This is a genomic window from Enterovibrio coralii (assembly GCF_001559595.1).
GTDB classification, from domain to species: Bacteria; Pseudomonadota; Gammaproteobacteria; order Enterobacterales; family Vibrionaceae; genus Enterovibrio; species Enterovibrio coralii.
The window spans coordinates 1-20,426 of sequence record NZ_LNTY01000051.1 but is presented as its reverse complement, the minus strand read 5'-3'; the positions used below and the strand labels follow the sequence as shown (position 1 = coordinate 20,426).

Annotated in this window: 21 protein-coding genes and 1 pseudogene; 15 read left to right on the top strand and 7 right to left on the bottom strand. The window is 47.7% G+C overall.

Annotated elements, in window-relative coordinates; translation table 11 throughout:
* Positions 1–11 precede the first annotated feature (11 nt).
* The 3 genes from ATN88_RS19525 to ATN88_RS19515 all read left to right on the top strand — a co-directional run bounded on the left by ATN88_RS19525 (position 12) and on the right by ATN88_RS19515 (position 1,752).
* Positions 12–932: a glycosyltransferase family protein gene (locus ATN88_RS19525; protein ID WP_067419334.1), complete on the top strand. Its 921-nt coding sequence runs from the start codon at positions 12–14 to the stop codon at positions 930–932.
* Positions 917–1,225, top strand: coding sequence for a hypothetical protein (locus ATN88_RS19520; RefSeq protein WP_067419333.1), 309 nt, complete (start codon positions 917–919; stop codon positions 1,223–1,225). The genes ATN88_RS19525 and ATN88_RS19520 overlap by 16 nt, the downstream gene beginning before the upstream one ends.
* Positions 1,226–1,362: 137 nt before the next feature.
* A complete protein-coding gene (locus tag ATN88_RS19515) occupies positions 1,363–1,752 on the top strand; it encodes a response regulator (RefSeq protein WP_067419332.1) in 390 nt (129 codons plus the stop codon).
* A 52-nt stretch (positions 1,753–1,804) separates the two neighbouring features.
* Here the strand turns inward: ATN88_RS19515 and ATN88_RS19510 are convergent, their stop codons facing one another.
* From ATN88_RS19510 to ATN88_RS19500, 3 genes are all read right to left on the bottom strand, one after another.
* The gene (locus tag ATN88_RS19510; protein WP_232313430.1) at positions 1,805–2,062 is read right to left on the bottom strand and encodes a hypothetical protein; all 258 of its coding nucleotides are present in this window, start codon (positions 2,060–2,062) and stop codon (positions 1,805–1,807) included.
* Between the two features lie 194 nt (positions 2,063–2,256).
* A complete protein-coding gene (locus ATN88_RS19505; RefSeq protein WP_067419331.1) occupies positions 2,257–3,612 on the bottom strand; it encodes a sigma 54-interacting transcriptional regulator in 1,356 nt (451 codons plus the stop codon).
* A 615-nt stretch (positions 3,613–4,227) separates the two neighbouring features.
* Entirely contained in the window at positions 4,228–4,689 is a 462-nt protein-coding gene (locus tag ATN88_RS19500; RefSeq protein ID WP_067419330.1) for an NADAR family protein, read from the bottom strand.
* Between the two features lie 169 nt (positions 4,690–4,858).
* Between ATN88_RS19500 and ATN88_RS19495 the strand changes: the two genes are divergently transcribed.
* Both ATN88_RS19495 and ATN88_RS19490 read left to right on the top strand, forming a co-directional pair.
* Positions 4,859–5,458 (top strand): pentapeptide repeat-containing protein, encoded by a 600-nt coding sequence (locus ATN88_RS19495; RefSeq protein WP_067419329.1) that lies wholly within the window; start codon positions 4,859–4,861, stop codon positions 5,456–5,458.
* Positions 5,442–5,672 carry a DUF7661 family protein gene (locus tag ATN88_RS19490; RefSeq protein ID WP_232313429.1) on the top strand — a complete coding sequence of 77 codons (231 nt, stop codon included), beginning with the start codon at positions 5,442–5,444 and terminating at the stop codon, positions 5,670–5,672. The genes ATN88_RS19495 and ATN88_RS19490 overlap by 17 nt, the downstream gene beginning before the upstream one ends.
* Here ATN88_RS19490 and pdxR read toward each other — a convergent pair.
* Positions 5,669–7,129 (bottom strand): MocR-like pyridoxine biosynthesis transcription factor PdxR, encoded by a 1,461-nt coding sequence (gene pdxR, locus ATN88_RS19485; RefSeq protein WP_067419328.1) that lies wholly within the window; start codon positions 7,127–7,129, stop codon positions 5,669–5,671. The genes ATN88_RS19490 and pdxR overlap by 4 nt on opposite strands.
* Before the next feature lie 97 nt (positions 7,130–7,226).
* On the opposite strand from pdxR, the pseudogene ATN88_RS19480 reads away from it, so the two are divergent.
* The 4 genes and pseudogenes from ATN88_RS19480 (at position 7,227) to ATN88_RS19460 (ending at position 11,123) form a co-directional block, all read left to right on the top strand.
* A pseudogene (locus ATN88_RS19480) lies at positions 7,227–7,885 on the top strand (pyridoxamine 5'-phosphate oxidase family protein).
* A gap of 90 nt (positions 7,886–7,975) precedes the next feature.
* The gene (locus tag ATN88_RS19475) at positions 7,976–8,866 is read left to right on the top strand and encodes an aspartoacylase (protein WP_067419327.1); all 891 of its coding nucleotides are present in this window, start codon (positions 7,976–7,978) and stop codon (positions 8,864–8,866) included.
* 324 nt (positions 8,867–9,190) lie between these two features.
* Positions 9,191–9,361: a XapX domain-containing protein gene (locus ATN88_RS19465; protein ID WP_067419325.1), complete on the top strand. Its 171-nt coding sequence runs from the start codon at positions 9,191–9,193 to the stop codon at positions 9,359–9,361.
* 343 nt (positions 9,362–9,704) lie between these two features.
* Positions 9,705–11,123 carry a lactate dehydrogenase gene (locus ATN88_RS19460; RefSeq protein ID WP_067419380.1) on the top strand — a complete coding sequence of 473 codons (1,419 nt, stop codon included), beginning with the start codon at positions 9,705–9,707 and terminating at the stop codon, positions 11,121–11,123.
* A gap of 74 nt (positions 11,124–11,197) precedes the next feature.
* On the opposite strand, the gene maoP is transcribed toward ATN88_RS19460, so the two are convergent.
* Entirely contained in the window at positions 11,198–11,527 is a 330-nt protein-coding gene (gene maoP / locus ATN88_RS19455) for a DUF413 domain-containing protein (protein ID WP_067419324.1), read from the bottom strand.
* Between the two features lie 597 nt (positions 11,528–12,124).
* Here maoP and ATN88_RS26215 point away from each other — a divergent pair.
* Both ATN88_RS26215 and ATN88_RS19445 read left to right on the top strand, forming a co-directional pair.
* Positions 12,125–12,283, top strand: coding sequence for a hypothetical protein (locus tag ATN88_RS26215; RefSeq protein ID WP_198158422.1), 159 nt, complete (start codon positions 12,125–12,127; stop codon positions 12,281–12,283).
* A gap of 228 nt (positions 12,284–12,511) precedes the next feature.
* On the top strand, positions 12,512–12,808 hold the full coding sequence (locus tag ATN88_RS19445; protein ID WP_067419322.1) for an ArsR/SmtB family transcription factor: 297 nt from the start codon (positions 12,512–12,514) through the stop codon (positions 12,806–12,808).
* Positions 12,809–12,859: 51 nt separating this feature from the next.
* On the opposite strand, the gene nagZ is transcribed toward ATN88_RS19445, so the two are convergent.
* Complete coding sequence (gene nagZ, locus ATN88_RS19440) at positions 12,860–13,864, bottom strand: beta-N-acetylhexosaminidase (protein ID WP_067419321.1); 1,005 nt, start codon at positions 13,862–13,864, stop codon at positions 12,860–12,862.
* A 151-nt stretch (positions 13,865–14,015) separates the two neighbouring features.
* On the opposite strand from nagZ, the gene ATN88_RS19435 reads away from it, so the two are divergent.
* The gene (locus tag ATN88_RS19435; protein ID WP_083539546.1) at positions 14,016–15,110 is read left to right on the top strand and encodes an anhydro-N-acetylmuramic acid kinase; all 1,095 of its coding nucleotides are present in this window, start codon (positions 14,016–14,018) and stop codon (positions 15,108–15,110) included.
* Here ATN88_RS19435 and ATN88_RS19430 read toward each other — a convergent pair.
* A complete protein-coding gene (locus ATN88_RS19430) occupies positions 15,098–17,665 on the bottom strand; it encodes an EAL domain-containing protein (protein ID WP_067419319.1) in 2,568 nt (855 codons plus the stop codon). The genes ATN88_RS19435 and ATN88_RS19430 overlap by 13 nt on opposite strands.
* Positions 17,666–17,984: 319 nt before the next feature.
* Between ATN88_RS19430 and ATN88_RS19425 the strand changes: the two genes are divergently transcribed.
* The 3 genes from ATN88_RS19425 to ATN88_RS19415 all read left to right on the top strand — a co-directional run.
* A complete protein-coding gene (locus ATN88_RS19425; RefSeq protein ID WP_067419379.1) occupies positions 17,985–18,989 on the top strand; it encodes a sugar-binding transcriptional regulator in 1,005 nt (334 codons plus the stop codon).
* Between the two features lie 268 nt (positions 18,990–19,257).
* On the top strand, positions 19,258–20,208 hold the full coding sequence (gene tal, locus ATN88_RS19420; RefSeq protein ID WP_067419318.1) for a transaldolase: 951 nt from the start codon (positions 19,258–19,260) through the stop codon (positions 20,206–20,208).
* A 110-nt stretch (positions 20,209–20,318) separates the two neighbouring features.
* The coding region (locus tag ATN88_RS19415) for a hypothetical protein (RefSeq protein WP_157490773.1) at positions 20,319–20,426 on the top strand (108 nt) is incomplete at its 3' end.

Here is a 20,426-nt window from a genome sequence, read left to right as displayed (position 1 = left end):
AGTGGAAATTCATGTCGGCAGTTTCATCCACGCACATCTGCCATATCGTGAGTACATACACGGATGATGTGCTAAATCGCCAGTTATTGAGCAACCTGTCTTGCTCTATGTCCAAAGACTATGAACACACGCTCGTGGTTCTGAGTAAACATCAAGGACAGAGACTCACACTTCCCAATGGTGTTAGCTGTATTGAGCTTAAAAATACCAAGCCGTTATGCTGGCGTTCTTTTCGCGAGTGCAAGAAAATCCTCAGCATCCTTAAGCCAGACATCTGCCATACCTATGGTGAAGTGCCACTTGCCATGCAATGGCTTGCTCACCGAGCATCTATTTCGGTAAAGCTTCATCAATTAGCACCTGCGCAAACTGAAAAGGACGCAAGCTGGCTCTCACGTCTTTATTTGTCAGCTCTGTCGCACTCCACCGACGTTTTCATCTCATCATCAAGCGATACGTATGTCTGGCTAAAAAAGAGGGTGAAGATCGCCCCTGAACAATGCCGTCTCATTCGGCCTGCTATCAATGCAAGACGTTTCCGTCCCGCGTTACAACAGGTTGATGCAGAGAGGACGAATTCCTTTATTGGGACAGTTGCCATACCAACCAATAAGTTCGTCGTTGGCACGGACATTACTCATCACGCCATTGAAGATGTGATACACCTGATCGACGAGTTTGCGGTTGCTTGTAAACTGTCGCCGGAATTTAAGCACAATAGCGTGCTGCTCATTGCAGGAAACGCGCGCTTCTTGCCCCTGTTGAGAAACGAAATTCAAGCCAGAAATATCATTGAAAACAACGTTCGCTTTGCAGGTGAAATCTCTGACTACTATCCCTTTTTCAATGTGATTGATGCATTGGCCATCCCTACAGAAATAGACACACGTTCTGCCCTCTTACTGGAGCTATGGCGATGGCAACACCCGTGATTTCGGTGCGCCCCAAAGCCATTGCCCGCAGAAATGAACACCCGCTCAAATGGACAGATAAGAAAGGACATTGTCGCGTTCAACACCAATTGTTGGATGTGTTTACTGACATGACGAAACGCCTTCGTTTAGGCCGCGAGTCGAGGCTCTATGTGCAAGAAAAACACTGTGCGCGTGAGTATGAAACCCGCTTGCTGTCACTGTATGAAATGGCACGACACGCAGAGCACACGTCACTAGATGAAAGTGCCCCGAGACGCTATGCGGCCTCACCAACCTCTCGGCGAGAGTGAGCGTCCACTTACCTACAACACTCACAGAACGCGGATAAATCCAGCATTTCAGTAGAATTTGGAGAGTCTGTCTAAATAACGGGCTATTGATGGACTATATTTTAGTCATGTGACTCAATTTAGAAGCGTTCGATACCATGAAAATACTGGTCGTTGATGATATGACATCAATGCGGCACGTCATGTTGAACTTGCTCAGAAGCATCGGCTACCTCGATTTAGAAGAGGCAACAAATGGCTGGCAGGCTTTTCAAATGCTGAAGAAAAATCCCTACGATTTGTTGATCACTGATCTCAACATGCCAAAAATGGACGGCAAAGAGTTACTCAAGGAAATACGAAGGGACAAGAGAATTGGTCATCTTCCTGTGCTCATCGTGTCATGCGAGCAAGATAAAAACCAAATCCAAGAGTTGATTGACTATCGTGTGAATGGCTTTGTGGTTAAACCCTTCAACGGGGCAACGTTACAAAAGCAACTTCAACGAATCGAAAAGCAAAACCAGCATCGACAAGCGGGCACCTAATGCCAACGCACCCCTGCAAGCTGGATGATCTGCATACGCTCTAATTCGTGGATCAAACGACGGGCGTACTCAGGGTCGCACACTGACAGGCTGACAACGCCGCACCTAAAGGAAGGTTTTTCTCAATCAAAGAGAGGAACACGCTGGTCGCGCTATCACACACCATCACATCACCCGTGACAGGGCTGAACACAACAAGCTGGTCGCCTTTCTCATAGCAACACACATCCAAAGAAAAGTCTTCTGCCAGACACACATCGACATCCGCTTTCAGCACCAAATTGTTATCAATCAGTTCACACATTCTCATCCTACTGCTCCACTCGATCGTGCTGAACTCGTGTATCACCTAACATGGCTCAAATAACCTGGCTGTCTGACAAAAAAATTCAGCGAATTCATATCGCCTTTTATAACTTTATACGCTCCTGTCACTTACCCATGTTCAATTTGGGGATACTTAACCTCGAGTCGCAGCCTCAAGACGCTGATGAGGTGATGACATCATCGTTGTAATGAATATTTCTCTATGAGCGTGTATAGCGTCGGGCGAGACACGCCCAATAATGTCGCCGTTTGCGACATGTTTCCCTGCGCTCTCGCCAATGCACGCGTCACTGCGTGGCGCTCTGCCTCCTCTCTGACTTGGCGGAGATTCAACGGTAACCCACTGTCTTTTTTGTGATCTTTGGTCAAGGAAAGATCCGCCGCAGTGATCTTGTTGCCATCAGCCATGATCAATGCGGACTTAATTTTGTTTTGAAGTTCTCGTACGTTCCCCGGCCAACTGTGACCGATCAACGCTTCTATCGCATCATCGGAAAAACCGGAGATATTGCGATGCATGGTTTGATTGAATTGAAGCAGGAACGTCTTGGACAACAGAAGAACATCATCACCTCGCTCACGAAGGGGCGGAATCGTCACCATGACGTCACTGATAAGCTGAAGCAAATCTTCCCGAAACCGGCGTTCATTCACTCTTTGTCCCAAGTCGTGATAACTCGCACTGACCACTCTGACATCTACCGGAATGCTCTGCTCGCCGCCCTGTCGAGTGACACTGCGCTCTTTGAGACACTTCAACACACTGGCTTGAAGCCCAAGCGGCATGTCGCCAATATCATCCAAAAACAGGGTGCCGCCGTTTGCCGCTTCAATCTTCCCTCGCAGCACACGGTGCGCCTCTTCACCTATGATTTCTTGACCAAAAAGCTCTGCGCCGAGACGATTTTCTGGTACGGAAGCACAATTTACCGTTACAAACGGTCCATCACTGCGGGCACTTCTGTCGTGTATCGCTCGTGCTAGCAAGGCTTTACCTGTGCCGCTTTCTCCCGCCACCAAGGTATCCACACCCGAAGCTGCGATTCGCTCAACCATTCGCATCAGTTGAACCATTTGCGAACTGCCACCGACGATCGACTCTTCTCGTCGCTCAAATTTCTTTAAGCGCTCCACTTCATTTTCTAATTTGGATACGTGCTGTGCGCGACGAACCATCAGCCGCAAGAACTCATCACTGTAGGGTCGGTCAATAACATCAAACGCGCCGGATTCCATGGCCAATACTGCGTCACCATCAGTGTCATTGTCCACAATGACTAAGACTTTCGTTTTTGGCGCGATGGTTCTGAGTTCTTTTAATAAACTGATGGCGGCAACGTCGCTCTTACCTAACACGACAATAGAGGTCAGTAACTGGTGTAGAGCTTGGGATATATTGGAAAATTGTGCGGTAACGATGGACGCTTCACTTTCTAACGCTAGGCTCAAGCGTTTCTGGGATTCGGGATCATCATCAATGATCAGCAGCGATCCCTGAGCTGAAGAGACATTGCTCCTTGGTGTTTCAAACATTTCTCCCCCTTATCATGGTAAATCACCTGACATAAAACCGCCTCAGGCCAGTTGCGCGTTGAGTATCGCAACAGGAAGCAACATGAATCTCGTCATGTTCGTTGCCGTTTTGGCGTCAAATCTTGGCGTAAAAATGAGAAGAACAATCGCACTCCGCGAGTGTTTCGTTCTCCTTTACTCACACCAAGATTTTTGAGTCACAGGTGTAATGTTTCTTTGGTATGCAATCCTTCTGATACCAAAGTGTCTTTCCGCTTAACCACACAATAAGAACTTCGTGGAAGAAAACTGACGACGCATTCAGTTCTTGTACTTGGGCACATCCTCATCGGTGTAAGCAATGGATAAAGCCAAACTCACGTTCCCTGACAGACAACATCACATCTTGGTGACGGCTGCTTTGAGTTATTAATTTTTATTGGCGGGATATTTAAGAGCGGTTGCGCCGACTTCCCCGCTCGTCATTAAAATAGCAGGGGCACTGCGCGCAGGGTTGCAGCAAAAGGAGGAAATGTTGTTAATTCTTACTTTGTAGGCACTTTCTCTCAATCAAAATGCATGAAAACGCGCTTATCTCGGAGAACACTCTGTCCCAAAATCAGCGCAGAGGATGACTCAGGATACATGTCTCGCATTGTTAGCCAGCATCAACCTGACATCCATTAGAATCAGACCGAGTTGGTTGAGGCCATCACCCTTTGCCCCATCGCCCCAAAACGCATCAACACTGGAATGCTCCACCAGCAATGCATCATTGGTGGCGAGTAACGACGTCCTTAACGCAGGATGTTGCGTGAACTTTTGCTCGACCACATGGCGCATCACCTCGCAGCGAACGTCCATCCACTTGCTGTCGACCTCGTCAGCAAATTGTCGGCTTAACTGAAACGCTTCGTCCGGTGAGCGCGCATGTCGAATACGCTCTTGAAGAGAAAAAGACGGGAATTTTTGCGCTTGATAATAGTGCTCGGAGGTTAACCAAACACGGTCATCAATCGTTAAAGGCGCAATAAAGAAGTTAGACAGAAAGCCGTACGCATCGTCTGGCTCGTAAAAGTAGATTGTTCTATTTGTCATACATCTACGACCTTGGCTCACAAAGGTTTCTGCCTTTAATCATAGTCAAGGATGTCAAATATTCCCTCGTTAAATGGATTCTCTTAGCCTCGAAAATCGCGCTTTCTCTCCGCCCAAATACACTGTACTCTCACTCTATATTCAGGCACTAACACACACAGGAGTTACCGTGGTAAGCATTGAAAATGGCGAGCAGTATTACGATGAAGTGTTTTCAAAGCTAACCCTTCAAGAAGCCAATTTCACGGGTATTGAATTTGAAGAGTGTGAGTTTCGAGATTGCCAATTTACAGGCACGGTTTTTCGTGACTGCAAGTTCATCAATTGCACTTTCCGACGCTGTAACCTCAGCATGGCAAAGTTTCCTTTCTCAAGGCTCACTGAGCTGGATTTTGAGGAATCTAAACTTGTGGGAATTGATTGGACAATGGCAGATTGGCCAGCCTATCGAAAAGATGCCGAGATGAGATTCAAAAACTGCATCCTCACAGATTCCAGCTTCTTTGGGTTGACCTTAAATGAGCTTAACTGCACAGATTGTAAGCTTCATGATGTCGACTTTCGTGATGGGGATTTTGCTAGTTCCACCCTCACTAATTGTGATTTTTCCAATAGCTTGTTTATGCGAACAAACTTGTCTGAAACCGATTTTACCGATTCACACAATTTCTCAATCAATGTGTTAGAAAACAACCTCAAAGGTGCAACCTTCTCACGCTATGAAGCACTGGCTTTGCTAGAGAGCCTCAACATTGAGCTGGTGGATTGAGGTGGTTTTCAATGTGTTCGGCCAGTTGATGAGTGTGCGACGCATTGGGGATGAGTGGCAACTCTTCAAAGAGTCGCCAACAGCGATGCGAGTGCGTGTTTATGATGTTGTTATTCCCAATGAGATGACAGAAAACGAGCTTCTCACTTACCTTGGCGATATCTACCATGAGCATGCCAACGCAGCTCATCCCCATGTTCTTAGGGTGTCTTAGCCAAACGCTTTAAAAACATCGCTCAGTGCGAGTAGCCCTTCTTCAATGTCATTCAGCGAGCTATTGCCTATCCCTGCCACCAGACAACGATGTATCCATTCTGGCATCTGGTGCAGGGATTCCTCATCGCAATAGTAATCCAAGGTACGGAGGGTAAATCCCTTGTCCGCCAGTGCATTTTTGACCCAATACGCATCTGGACCACCTTGCCATCTAAACGTCACATGTAGCCCCGCGGGTTGGCTTACAACATCGATATTCCCGCCATACACGGAAGATAAACATGCCACAAATTTGGTGTGCTTTTGCTGGTAAAGGTGGCGCATCTTCTTAATGTGACGAAGATAATCACCCGGCTTAATGAACTCGGCCAAGGCTTCCTCAATGTGAACGGGGGAGCACCCGGTGGTCGCGTCTTTCAGTGATAAACAGGCGTCCACAAGACCGTCTGGCACCGCCATGTAGCCAACACGAATACCCGGTACAAACGCCTTTCCAAAGGTGCCAATGTAGATAACATTTGCCCTTTCACCCTGCAGTTGAGTCGCCAACCCTTGTAAAGACGGGTAAGGACGATTGGCGAACTGAAATTCACTGTCGTAGTCATCCTCAATGATCCAACCGCCGGTTTTCACTGCCCACTCAATGCAACGCATTCTCGCTTGTGTATCGATACTATGCCCCATCGGGTATTGATTGCTGGGCGTGAGATATAGAGCTTTTCCGTTGAAGTTATCCAACATCGATAAATCATCGTTGAATTGGCTTGCGAGAGAAAAGTAAGAAACGTTCGCACCTGATTGCTGCAGCACCTTGCGCATTTGGGTATAACCCGGATTTTCCATCAGCACTTTGTCACCACGTCTCACAATGGCATTGAGTGCGATAAACAAGGCTTGTTGTGCGCCTGTTGTAATAATGATGCGATGCGCCGGTGCGACCACTGAGCGGCTTGTCAGGAGATACTCACTCAACGCCTGGCGAAGCGCAAAACTACCCTGAATATCATTTTGCCCCGCTAACACTGCGCGCTGCATTTGGATTTGAACCAGTCTTGCCCATTTTTTATAAGGAAAGTGGGCAAGGTCGGGCACACCTGGCGAAAACGGTCTATTCCTCGTACTCGAACTGAACACCGTTTCACCGGATTTGTCTAAATCAGCCGAATCGAGTGCCGCAGCTTGTGTATTCAAATAATAGTCGGGGTGCAGCAACACAAAATAGCCCGCGCCCGGTTTGCTATCAATGTAGCCTTCCGCCTTTAGCTGCTCATAAACGGCCGTTACCGTGTTGCGACTCAGCCCCATCTCCGCTGCCAACACACGGGTTGCTGGTAACCTCGCCTGGTTTTTCCATTCGCCACGAAGAATTTTTGATTGGATGGCGAGATAGAGCGACTGCTGCTTTGAGCCGACACTTTCATCCAGCACGAGGTCTCCGATGTCGATGGGCTGCATATTGGATCCATTAGCTTGTAAAAATTGGTTCTATATAAGGTGCCACCTTTGTCTTAAATTTCAAGTTAAGGAATCAGACAATGAGGGGAAGCAAACAATGTCACTCAGTTCAACGGCACGAACAACGCTTAATAAAGCCGCGCACAAAGGCGTTAAAGATCAAGAAGCGCTCTACGTGATCATCGATGAATCAAAACTGGCGCATGTCGCCATTCACGATCATCGTGGTCCAACTGTCATTCCAATGTTGGTATGGCGCATCGACGATAACCTCTATATTCACGGCGCAAAGAACAGCCTTTGATGAAGCACTTGAAGAAAGGTGAAGATTGCTGCCTGACTTTCACTCTTTTTGATGGCTGGGTGCTAGCGAGATCGGCATTCCACCACAGTGCTCATTACCGTTGTGCAATGGTGTTTGGACAATTCGAACGCGTTGAAGACAACCAGCAAAAGGCAGTCGCATTGGACGCGTTTCTCGAGCAAATCGCACCGGGCAGAAGCCAAGAAGCCAGACCGGGCAATGAGAAAGAACTAACCGCGACAGAATTGCTGGTTATGCCAATACAAGAAGCCTCCGTAAAAATCGGTCGTCACGGGGTGAATGATGACCTCGCTGACATGAAGCTTGATGTCTGGGCTGGCATATTGCCCTACCGCACAGTTGTCGGGCCTTTGATTGCAGAAAGTGACTTGAAAACGGACGTCGAGCCTGACTATTCATCCGCCTATGGAGAGCGTTGGTTCGATAGATAAAACTTATGCATTCCTCATGATGTTTTAAGCACTTGGGGAATGCCTACCTCCCTGATATATTGACTGTTCGTCTATCAGGAGAGGACAAGGATGAAGACTTTTAATCGGGTAGCCATTGTTGGCGGCACCCACGGAAATGAATTTAGTGGCGTTTATCTTTTGAAAAAATGGCAAGCGACGCCTGCGACCATCAGCCGCCCTACTTTCGAAACAGAAACCCTTTTTGGCAACCCAAACGCGCATCGTGACAACAAGCGCTATTTAGACTGCGACCTGAACCGTCAGTTTCTTCTTCACGATCTTGCCAACCCTGAGCTTGGAAATTACGAGCAAAGCCGCGCCAAAGCGATCAATTTGCAACTTGGCCCGAAGGGTAACGCGCGTACCGATCTCATCATCGATCTTCACAACACCACCAGCAACATGGGCCCAACGCTGATTTTGCTGAAATCTGATGCTTTCAACACACAGCTTGCTGCCTATGTCGCAGAGCGCATGGATGATGCGGTTATCCTCTTTGAGGATCACTGCTCGGTAGAAGAGCACTACTTCCTGTGCTCGATTGCAGAGCAAGGTATCATCATCGAAGTAGGTCCTCAGCCTCAGTCAGTGATCCGCCAAGATGTGTTGGATTGGATGGAAGAAATGACGCTTCACATCCTCGATTTCGTCGAGCTGTACAACAATAACAACGTACCTGAGCTGCCAGACACGATTTCCGCATACCGCTATACAGAAACGCTGAAACTACCTGAAGACGAGAAGGGTGAGCGCATCGGCATGGTGCACAAAAACGTTCAAGATGCAGACTTTACACCGCTGCGAAACGGTGACCCTATCTACACCCTGTTTGATGGACAAGAGATCTGCTGGGACGGTGACTACGAAGCCTACCCGCATTTCATCAATGAAGCGGCGTACTACGACAACAATCTGGCGATGTCGCTGGGTAAGAAGGTCGATATCAAAGTTATCAAATAGTTGCCTTCGCAATCCTCAACAAAAAGCACCCTTTTCAGTGGTGCTTTTTTTGTGCTCACGCCAAAATTATGCAAACAAATGAATACGCTATAACCTCACTTTCAACACTTTTAGTTACTATCACGTATAATCCAAAAAACGATCCCATCATTGTGACCGAGATCCCTCGCACGCATTTGCAGTTTACTTAGACTAATCGCACTAACAAAAATGAACAGAATGCCTAAATAAAAAAACAAAGGCATCACAGAGAGAGACAATATCACTGGCCCTTTACGCAACAGGATGATTTTAAAGGGCGATACGTAGAAGAGAGTAAACACAATGAGCGACGTTATCCTTGCCCTATTTGCTGGCGCACTGGTGGGTTTTCTATTCAGTGCTATCAAACTGCCACTGCCAGCACCGCCCGTTATCACAGGTATTATGGGAATAGTGGGGATTTACTTAGGCGGTCAAGCTTACCACGCCATCGTCGCGCGCTTTTTCTCTTAACGACGAACAGTAAAAAGCGTTAAAACTCATTGATTTAATCCAACATTAAACACTGAGCGTACTAAAAGGAATGAAGCGTTCACGGAGTGGGAATACCCTTTCCGTCAGTAGAGAGCACCACGCTCTCGATGAACGCCCGTATGGTGTTTATCAAAAACATCCTGACAGTCATTTGCATTATAAATTTCGAGGAGGACTGGTGTCGCCAGGTAAATTAACGTCGACAGCAGATGGATTAAAACTCAACGGTTGCAAGCTGACACCACATCAACCTACCCAAATCGACAGCACGGAGTTACTTCTCCAACCTATCGATTTTGGTGGCACGATTGGCTTAGCTTCAATGAATCATTGTAAAACATTGGCGTGTCGAAACTTTGGGTTGAGTGACAAGAAGTACTACTTGCTTCAAGAAACCGATCCGTCTCGTCCCGGCTTAGTTTGCCGTGAGTGCGGTGCCTTTCCTCCTCTCCTTGATAACCGAGCGTTGCTCGAAGAGGTTTTTCGAACCAAGCAGCAGGACTCGGCAAACCTTGCTGCGTGTTCAAATCACGATTGTTCTTCGTTTGGCAAACCCGTGTTGACCCATCGCGAGCTCTACCACGCATTTGGTTATAGTGGTGAAAAACAGCGTTACCGCTGTAAAGAATGCCAATCGACCTTTGTTGATAAATGGTCGAATGCCAATCCTAAGCTAGAGATCCAACAGCGCTTGCTTGGTCTGGTTTTTACCGGGCACGCCGTACGCGAAATCTGCCGCAAGCTCGCCATCAATCCCAAAACCTTTTACGACCACCTCGCGCAAATTGCGCTCCGTTGTCGCAACAAACTGGCGGCGGTTGATGCGCGATTTGTTCAGCTTTGCGATTCAACACCTTTAGCTGCAACCATTGCGCCTTTACAACCCAACAGTAAAAACGGGGTCAACTGGCTGGCAACGGGCGATGCAAACTTTGGCTATGTCTTACAGCAAAGCTTGAATTACTCGGCCGATGAAGATAAGCCAGTTACATTCTCAGCCACACAGAAACATAGCCGTTTAATGCCTGATGATTTTGTTGCTCCGAGTGAAGTGCCGGCTCCGACACCACAGGTGTTACTCGATAAGGTCAATGCAAAATACAGCGACGTCTTGTCTCGCCAGAACGTTGAAGATCCGTTTACCAAAGCGATTGATGTGAACTACCCTGCAGTCGGCAGTTTAGTGCGCCCTCAATACACCACCTACGCCCATTTTATGCGTCTTGTCGAAGCAACCGCTCACTGGGAAACCGTCACGCTGTATCTACCTCAGGAGCCGCTTCTTCGCTCTGCGGTGGTCTCTGTGTTCAAAGACAGAATGCTTGGAAAATCCTGCCACCCTGTGTATGTGGTACAGAATGCCTATTGGCACAAACCAGATGAGAGTGCCCCTGTTGATATCATGCTGTTAAGTTGGTGGAGAGACAGATGGGCATTTACGAAAAGTGGAGAAGGCAATAAAGCGATTTGCCACTTAGGGCGAGAAACGGATAACGAGCGACATTGGCTGGAGTGTGCGTCTACCGAACAACTGGAAAGATACCAATCTCGATTCCATCAATGCTTTAAAAGCGTTATCGATGAGCCAAGGCGTCGTCTGCGTCCAGGTGGTTTGCTACCGCTTTTGGATATCTATCGCGCTTGGAACAACCTGTGTCATCAAGACAGCAATGGCATTACTCCGGCACAAGCGTTGGGACTGGCTCGCAAGCCCTATTCACTGGCTGATTTATTGAGCTAAATAGGCGTTTTTGCTTAGAGCAGAAATAAAAAAAGCGAACAATTTGTTCGCTTTTTTTCCGCATTTTCAGCCGATTATTCGTCAGCTTCAGCTTCTGAGTAATCTTCAGCAGCACCGTTACGAGATGTCGAGCACAGGTTGTATACAACGTGCTTGTGGTTGATCTCTTTCAAATACTTCAACCAACATAGAGCGTATTGTGATTCAGCAGCACGGCGACCGTTCACTTCATCAACAAACTTCTGCTGTTCTTCATCTTGTGGAACCATCGTACCTTCAAACAAGGCTTTCATAGTACGGCCACTGGTTTCCAAAAGTTGCGCTTCCTTGATGGTGAAATAGCCGGAACGAGCGAAACCTTTTGGAAAATGCTTGTCATCAAAAAACTTTTGACCACTAAACATTATTTAGCTCCTTAACAAATTTGCGCAATATTTTTCATTAAACCATTAAGGTGTAAAGCAAAATATTGTTAATCTGACGATAAAGAAAATTAATGCTTCACGCGCTTTATAGCGACGTTTTTAAGTTCTGTCGAGCTTTTGAACACCTATTTCCTATCTCATTTATAAGCCAAAATAGTCAATAAATACGGAGAGGTCGAGTACGTAATGCGTAAATCATTGTAACAATGTGAAAACGGTCATCATTCATTTTTCAACCGCGGTACTGATCGCAGTTTTTCGGCTGCAAGCCGCTACCCGCTTACACCACAGCAACATTTCTGTAGCGAAAGTGAAGCCAAAATGGAACTGTCTATGTTTTTTCATTCTTCATCTATTTTTCTAATCACAAAGGACGAATTTTTTCGTTTTATTTAATCATCGCGCTGAGCTTATGCTTGAGCCGACTGCGGTATCACACTGATGCCAATAAAAGTTCATGAAATTGACATGGAGCGTGAGCTATATTTCTGCGGGTAATGCATTAATGAAATATAGTCGCATTGAAACACCTAATAGTTTTCTTTACACAACAGTTAAACGAACAGGGTAAATACGATGGCCAAGTGGGATCAGTGGCTGAAAAACGACACAAACAAAAAAGAGAAATTTCACTCTAAATTCAATGATGAATATAGCGATAGACCTCAACGAGACAGAAAGCGTCGTAAGCCGCGTTCTGGTCGTCCTACCCACGAGGACTACCCATTCGATTAATACCGCAAAGCATTAAAATCGAACTCACAGCATTCGCTGACTAATCCAAACGCTCGTCGATACACCCTTGCCCAAGGCAAAGACCTAATGTGTATAGCGAGCGTTTTGCGTTTCTCCCCAACACCCATGCGCGCTGCCCCCCTCGACTCAGCAAGAAACTTTGCGTTGAGCGTGCGTAATTGGTTAATTCTGGTAATATCGAAATCAGATGTATTAAGAGAACACACCATGAACATAGAATCCGTCGCTAAGGCACTGAAGGAACTTGGGCATCCTACTCGCCTAACGATATTCAAACGTCTCGTTAAGGCCGGACACAACGGCATTGCTGTAGGTGTTGTACAAGAAGAACTGGGGATTCCGGGCTCGACACTGTCACACCATCTATCCAGTCTGATGTCTGCGGGTCTTATCACCCAGCGTCGTGAAGGTCGCGTGCTTTATTGCACCCCAGAATATGACCAGTTAGAAGGCGTACTCGCGTTTCTACGCGACGAATGTTGCCGCGACGAAACCTGCAATTAAAAAAGGCAAGGTATTCACCTTGCCTTTCCTTTCATCATTCAAAAACGCCTACTACGCCTGACGTTCTTGCCATTCAGCATTGTAGGCTTCAATTCGCTTGCTGATTTCTTTCCATTTTTCGGTCGCTTTAAGCTCTTTCACGCTGAAAGACTGACGTTTTGCCAACGATGCGGCTTGTGGCACTTCTGTAATAGAAAGGCCATCAATCGCTTCAATTGTCGATTGACGGTTATTACACAGCAAAAGCATGTCACAGCCCGCTGCCAACGCTTGACGACAACGCTCAGCAGGCCCTCCCATAACAGTCGCGCCTTCCATGGAGAGGTCATCCGAGAACACAATGCCTTTAAAGCCAAGCTTGTTTCGCAAAATGTCTTTCAGCCAATATGGCGAACCACTGGCTGGCAGGTCGTCGAAGTGCGGATAGATAACATGTGCAGGCATCATCGCATCGAGTATGCCTGCATCAATCTGCGCTTTGAATATCGCCATGTCTTGCTCAAACAGACTTGTTCTATCATCGATAGGGCTTTCAAAATGCGAGTCCGCCAGCACCGCACCGTGCCCAGGGAAGTGTTTGCCGGTCGTTGCCATACCAACGTCTTTCATGCCCTGCATATACGCGGTCGAATAACGCAGCACAGTGTCGTTGTCGTCGCCAAATGCGCGGCTGCCAATCGCCTTACAATCGAATCCGCGATCCAGAACAGGAGCAAAGCTCAAATCAAAGTCATGCGCAATCAACTCAGCTGCCATCAGCCAGCCTGACTCACGGGCAAACTGCTCACCGTTGTCCATCATTGCGAACGATTGGGCTGGCGGAATAATGCTGAATTGCTCTCTAAAACGCTGAACGCGGCCACCTTCTTGGTCAACACCAATCAGGATCGGGCGTTTTGCTGCTTTTCTTATCGCTTTGTTCAATGCAGCAAGCTGTTCACTGTCGTGATAGTTACGAGCAAAGTGGATGACGCCACCAATCAAAGGGTGTTCAAGTAGTTCTCGTTCTTCAGCGTCCAGCTCACAACCGGTAAGGTCAAGCCACAGTGGGCCCATGGTGCTCTCCTGTCATTTCTTAAATCTACGCGACATATTACGTTGAGTCGCACACTCTAGAAAGAGTGCAGTATAAATTGATATTGGAAATGCTAATCCTATGAGAAACTTACCCGCATAAAGACGCCAATTTTGAGGTGAAATTGTGAGCATTTACATAGGCATTATGAGCGGTACCAGCTTGGATGGTATTGATATGGTCGCGGCTGAATTTTCTGGCGACGACATTCGTGTTCTGCACCAGTCAATGTATCCCTTTCCTGCCGAGCTCGTAGAAAAGCTGATTTCCCTTAGCCAAGGCGCACCAGTGACATTGGAAGAGGTTGGCACGATTGACCATTTCCTTGGCGTTACTTACGCCAATGCGGTCAATCGCTTCTTGGATGAGCATCAATTGCCGCCAGCATCTGTCACCGCGATTGGCTGCCACGGTCAAACCGTTTTCCATAAGCCAGATGGTGACATGCGCTTCACTATGCAGCTAGGTGATGCAAACATCATCGCCGCGCAAACGGGTATCACAACCGTTGCAGATTTTCGCCGTAAAGACATGGCATTGGGCGGACAAGGCGCGCCATTGGTGCCCGCATTCCACAAAGGGCTATTTTCCGACCCACACCTTTGCCGCGTGATCCTCAACATTGGCGGTATTGCCAACATTTCTGTCTTAGAGCCAAACAAGCCAGTGATTGGCTATGACACGGGTCCAGGCAACATGTTGATGGATAGCTGGATCAAACAGCATAAAGGGCAAGGTTATGACAAAGACGGTTTATGGGCAGCTTCAGGTACGGTAAATACCCAGCTATTAAATCAAATGCTGTCTGAGCCTTATTTCGCACGCGTTGCACCAAAGAGTACGGGACGCGAGCTCTTCCACGCAGGCTGGCTTCGTCAGCAACTCGACATGTTCGGAGAAGATCTCAACGAGGAGGACGTGCAAGCGACCCTGCTTGCACTTACCGCACAATCCATAGCAAATGATGTCGCCAAGTACACGGCAGGTGAACTGCTTGTCTGTGGTGGCGGGGCGCAAAACATTGCTCTTATGAGCGCAATGCAAGCTGCATTGCCTACTTGGAAGGTTTTGACAACCGATGAACGTGGCGTCGATGGCGACTCCATGGAAGCACTCGCCTTCGCATGGCTGGCCAAACAAGCGATCGAAGGAAAGCCGGGGAACCTTTCTGAAGTAACGGGCGCGAGCCGACAATGTCGACTCGGTGCCATTTATTACCCGGACTGAGAATCTCGGCGGATACGATTTGCTGGCGCAGGCATTTGCGTGCACGTGCGCTTCAAGTAGATCAAATACTGGCTGAAACTTAGGGGTCGAGAATAGTGATAGCCTTGCGCGATATCGACCCCATAGCGTTTGAGCACAGAGACGGTTTCAAGGTCTTCCACCCCTTCAGCCACCACCATCAAACCCAGTGATTTCGCCATTTCGGTCGTCGCACGCACAATGTTCTGCTGACGAGGGCTGCTGGTGAGCGATTGAATAAAGCCTCTGTCTATCTTCAACTCCGTAAACTGCAATTGCGACAAGTAGGTCAGCGAGGAATACCCTGTTCCGTAGTCATCGATAGAAACCTCAATATCGAATTGAGACAACTTCTCGATCACCTCATGCAGCCTGTCGTAGTCAGACACCATGGTGGATTCTGTCAATTCAAGTGACAGCAATCCGGTTGGCACTCTGTAGTTATTGGCAAAGTCACAAATCCTGTCGACAAGATTTGGGATAGCAATATCAGACGCGCTCACATTGATAGACAAACGGCGGCTAAAGCCCATCTCAATCAGCTTGCTCTGTTGGTAGAAGGCGCGCTTGATTACCCACATCGTCAGGTCATTAATTAAGCCAACTTCCTCCGCCAACTTCACAAACACTTCTGGCGAAATGTGACCGTATTTCGGATGCTCCCACCGCAACAGGACTTCTGAACCGTGAATGGTGCCTGTACGCAAATCGACCTGTGGTTGGTGATACAACGAGAGTTCGTCGTTCTCAATCGCCTTTTTCAAGTCAGCCACAAGTGACATGTTCAAGGTGCGGTTGAAGTTATCCAGACAATCGTAGGTGTTAACTTTCTTCTCAAGCGGAGAGGTCTCTGTCACCGCCTGCAGGGCTTTGTTGATAAGGACGTCAGACTGACTGCCATCTTTCGGGAACAGGCTCATACCGACGGTGCCCTGCGCTCGAATACTGTAGTTGTTCAGCTCGATGTAACCTTCTACTTCATCAATCACGCTAGAGACAAAGAGGGAAACGTCTTCTTCCACCGCGGACAGAACGATAAAGCCGAAGCTCCCTTCTTTAATACACGCCACGCGATGCATGACCTTGTAGCCACGCTCCAGCTCATGGACATCGTCGCTGTCGAGAGCGCGAGTGAGCCGTTCACAAATCGCGTTCACGAATCGTGCCTTTTCATCTGCCGACATGTAAGGCGACAGACTTTCGAATCGGTCAACTTGGAAACAGCACAGCGTAAAAGGTGTCGCTTTGTCGACAAGCCTGTCTACCACAAGGCTCAACACATTGAGATTAGGCAGTTGAGAAACCACATCATGGGTAAGTTGGAACACTGAATCTTGGCGTTGCTGACGAAAACGCTCGGCGAGAGCCAACGCCATAAAGAACACAGCGAGCACAGTACCCATCATAAAGGCGTAGCGTGTCGTCAAGGTGTATTCAATAACCCCCAACGCCAGCAGTGGCGGAAATACGCCCGCAATGATGAGCGGCACCCAAGAGACCATGAACATCCGGCCCCAGTTTTTACCAAGTCGCCATCTGCGCCACACAATGGTGCCAATGAGCCCGTAGAAAAGCGGTTGAACGGCAATCAAGAAAGTGCCCGAGATATGCTCAGGTAAAAATAGCGATACCAACATCAACCCGCTGAGCACCATCAAGCCATAGTGAACGACCTGACGCAGTAGACTCGGAGTTTTATGTACCCGCAAATAGAGATGAGCGAATAATAAAGAAAGAATGAATAGGCCAAAGGTCAGCGCAACCAGATTTTTACTAAAGAAGGACTGCACCGCTGAAGGGAAGAGATAGGCACCAAACCCATGCAATGCCCCCAATTGAACAATCGCGGTTACGACGTAGGCGGCGTAAACCAGATAAACTCTCTCTTTGAGCGCGACAAAGACTGCGAAGGTATACACCGCCACAATACCCAAGATGGCGACAAAGCCGCCCCATACTAAATGCAGCAGTTGGGTGACTTGATGAAACTCTTGTTGATCCAAGAGCCAAATGGGCATCACTGGAATGCCCGTTGTGCTCACCTGCAAATACATGGTCGCACGTTCGCCAATGTCTAGCTGAAAATGCACCGCTGGCGGCATGTCGCCCATTTCATAGCCACGCTGCGCACTGTCACCCAGCCACCACTGTTTCACCAACACACCACCTGATGAATACATATAGATGTTGAGCCTGTCTATCAGTGGCGTGTCGAAGTAAAGAACGTGGTGCTTGTGCTCGTCCGCGATGTTTTGCAATTCAACTTTGACCCAGTAAGACTTTTGACCGATGGTCCAAGGGATTTCAGAGGGATCATCGATATTTCGGAAAATCGCAGAGCCAATTACATAGCTCAGGATATGGCTGTTGCTATTGTCGATGAAATAGCTGTATTTCGCTTTCAGACTCTCGCTTTGCGATGACAAGGCCGGAAAAAATGACGAGAAGCGCGCAGAGGTTAACCCAAAGAGGATAACCAAAAGCAGAGACGCCGTAACCCAGAGCGTTTTATTCGGCACCAAGGACACATTCCTCATACGTCATGCCTTTTCATATGACGAACAAACGTCGAATGTGTGCGCAAATACACAAAACTTTGAAAAATTTTTTCCATAAGCCAACTCGAGAAGAGAACATCTCACCGAAAATAAAGAGAAAATGCCGTTAACATTACTGTTTCAATCAATATCAACTTAGTTACGAGTGGCTACTTTTTCAAACACAGATCACTTTTATTCGCCAAATATTCATACTCGATCAGCACGCGATACGTGAACAAATGTATTTATTCCGAACATTTGTTCATTGTTTGGAAAACGAGTAAACTCTCGCAGATAACCCTAGCCGAGAAGCATGATGATCACGACCCGCGCACTGAGCAGCAATTTCGAAAGTCTATTGGATGACACTAACCTATTGACTGAAATAGCAATTCTTTACTATCAACAGAACACCACGCAGGAAGAAATCTCCAAGAAGTTTGGCATAAGCCGCGCCAAAGTAAGCCGATTGCTACGCCGCGCGCGTGAAGAAGGCATCGTTGAAATCTCTGTGAAGTTTCACCCTGTGCACAGTGCGCAACTCGAACAAAGATTAATGGAGCGGTTCAACTTAAAGCGCGCATTGATTGCGCTCGACCAGCCAAGCGTTCAAGAGCAACGTACCCAAGTGGCAACCCTTGTCTCTTCGTTTTTGGACGGCAGCTTGCAAGATGGCATGGTCGTCGCGGTTGGTCAGGGCCAAAACGTCGCCGCCATTGCCGATCACCCGGGGCTTGTCTCACATCGCAATGCCCGCTTTGTTTGTGCCATTGGCGGTACACACCGAAGCGGTGACATCATCAATGCTGACCACATTTGCCGCCGTTTGGCGAAGAAATTTGGGGGCTCCAGTGAAACCTTGTACGCCCCTGCCTATGTCGACACACCCGCGATCAGAGATGTCTTTATTCATCATCCAAACATCGCAGAAACACTCAGTCAGGCGAGAAAGGCGGAGTTCGCGCTAGTGGGTATTGGTGACATGGATGAGAACAGCCATATGGTGAAACTTGGTTGTTTCTCAGCGAAAGAGTTTGTAGAAGCACGTATTAACGACGGCATTGTGGGCGACATCGGTGGTTTTGACTTCTTTAAATTGGATGGCAGCCGCGCCAATACTCTGATGCGCGACCGTGTTGTTGGACTGGAAATGATTGATTTGGCGAGAATTCCCAATGTTATTGCCATGGCAAGTGAAAGCCGCAAGGCACTTTCTATCCTCGGAGCATTGAAAACAGGCACCATTGACGTGCTTGCCACAAGTGCAAGTTGTGCCATGGCATTACTTAATATGGTGGACGCTGAACAATCGTTTAAGTGACTGAACATTTGTAACAGCAAAATCCCGTTAACAGCGCGCTGAGCAGAATTTGAAAATAAGGTCAAGAGCGGTGAGATCTGGGGAAAAAATCTTAGATCCAGCCGTTGACTTTATCGCGGAAAAACACAAACATGACCATATCATTTGCTCAGGTATGTCGCATTTGTTCAACTCATGCAAAAACACCATGTTTGTGAACAATTCGAACCTGAAGCAGCATCAGGTTGCCACGCGACCAAAGTGAAACTCTCTACAAAAGGTTCTGAAGATGAGCACTAAACTTGAACAACTACGCAAGCTCACGACTGTTGTTGCGGATACTGGTGATATCGATGCTATCGCGAAGTACCAACCACAAGATGCAACCACTAACCCTTCTCTGATTCTTAAAGCTGCCGAAATCCCGCAATACGCGCCACTGATTGATGACGCTATCGCATACGCAAAATCAAAAAGTGACGACATCGAACTGCAAGTTGCAGACGCAGGTGATCGTCTGGCAGTGAACATTGGTAAAGAAATCCTGAAAGTGATTCCAGGCCGTATCTCTACCGAAGTTGATGCACGTCTTTCTTACGATTTCGAAGGCAGCGTGGCAAAAGCACGCAAGCTGATCAGCATGTACAACGAAGCAGGTATCAGCAACGATCGTATTCTGATCAAACTGGCATCTACGTGGGAAGGCATCCGCGCGGCTGAAGTGCTGGAAAAAGAAGGTATCAACTGTAACCTGACGCTTCTGTTCTCATTCGCTCAAGCGCGTGCATGTGCAGAAGCAGGTGTTTACCTCATCTCTCCTTTTGTAGGCCGCATCATGGACTGGTACAAAGCGCAAGAAGGTCGTGACTTTGAACCAACAGAAGATCCAGGCGTGCTGTCTGTAACCAACATCTACAACTACTACAAAGAGCACGGCTACAACACAGTTGTTATGGGCGCAAGCTTCCGTAACATCGGTGAAATCCTTGAACTTGCAGGTTGTGACCGCCTGACTATCAGCCCGCAGCTTCTGCAAGAGCTGTCTGACGCTGAAGGCGAAGTCGTACAAAAACTGCAAGACGACGTGGAAGTGAAAGACCGCCCAGCAGCAATGTCTCACGCTGAGTTCCTGTGGGAACACAACATGGACCCAATGGCAGTAGAGAAACTGGCCGAAGGCATCCGTAATTTCGCGGTTGACCAAGGCAAACTTGAAGTCATGATCCGCGAGCGTCTGTAAGCGTCAAATCACTTTTCTGAAAGCGGCACTATTGCCGCTTTCTTATTTCTTATATGATCCGGCTGAAAATTCCCGGTCTGATAACTTCGATTTAACAAGGTAAGCCCAAGATGGAACGTAAAACCCTTGCCAATGCAATCCGTGCGCTGAGCATGGACGGTGTTCAACAAGCTAACTCTGGTCACCCAGGTGCACCAATGGGTATGGCTGACATCGCT

Coding starts and splice junctions, on each gene's coding strand:
- ATN88_RS19525 (WP_067419334.1), top strand. CDS start 12: ATGTCGGCAGTTTCATCCACGCACATCTGCCATATCGTGAGTACATAC.
- ATN88_RS19520 (WP_067419333.1), top strand. CDS start 917: ATGGCAACACCCGTGATTTCGGTGCGCCCCAAAGCCATTGCCCGCAGA.
- ATN88_RS19515 (WP_067419332.1), top strand. CDS start 1,363: ATGAAAATACTGGTCGTTGATGATATGACATCAATGCGGCACGTCATG.
- ATN88_RS19510 (WP_232313430.1), bottom strand. CDS start 2,062: ATGAGAATGTGTGAACTGATTGATAACAATTTGGTGCTGAAAGCGGAT.
- ATN88_RS19505 (WP_067419331.1), bottom strand. CDS start 3,612: ATGTTTGAAACACCAAGGAGCAATGTCTCTTCAGCTCAGGGATCGCTG.
- ATN88_RS19500 (WP_067419330.1), bottom strand. CDS start 4,689: ATGACAAATAGAACAATCTACTTTTACGAGCCAGACGATGCGTACGGC.
- pdxR (WP_067419328.1), bottom strand. CDS start 7,129: ATGCAGCCCATCGACATCGGAGACCTCGTGCTGGATGAAAGTGTCGGC.
- ATN88_RS19475 (WP_067419327.1), top strand. CDS start 7,976: ATGAAGACTTTTAATCGGGTAGCCATTGTTGGCGGCACCCACGGAAAT.
- ATN88_RS19465 (WP_067419325.1), top strand. CDS start 9,191: ATGAGCGACGTTATCCTTGCCCTATTTGCTGGCGCACTGGTGGGTTTT.
- ATN88_RS19460 (WP_067419380.1), top strand. CDS start 9,705: ATGAATCATTGTAAAACATTGGCGTGTCGAAACTTTGGGTTGAGTGAC.
- maoP (WP_067419324.1), bottom strand. CDS start 11,527: ATGTTTAGTGGTCAAAAGTTTTTTGATGACAAGCATTTTCCAAAAGGT.
- ATN88_RS26215 (WP_198158422.1), top strand. CDS start 12,125: ATGGCCAAGTGGGATCAGTGGCTGAAAAACGACACAAACAAAAAAGAG.
- ATN88_RS19445 (WP_067419322.1), top strand. CDS start 12,512: ATGAACATAGAATCCGTCGCTAAGGCACTGAAGGAACTTGGGCATCCT.
- nagZ (WP_067419321.1), bottom strand. CDS start 13,864: ATGGGCCCACTGTGGCTTGACCTTACCGGTTGTGAGCTGGACGCTGAA.
- ATN88_RS19430 (WP_067419319.1), bottom strand. CDS start 17,665: ATGAGGAATGTGTCCTTGGTGCCGAATAAAACGCTCTGGGTTACGGCG.
- ATN88_RS19425 (WP_067419379.1), top strand. CDS start 17,985: ATGATCACGACCCGCGCACTGAGCAGCAATTTCGAAAGTCTATTGGAT.
- tal (WP_067419318.1), top strand. CDS start 19,258: ATGAGCACTAAACTTGAACAACTACGCAAGCTCACGACTGTTGTTGCG.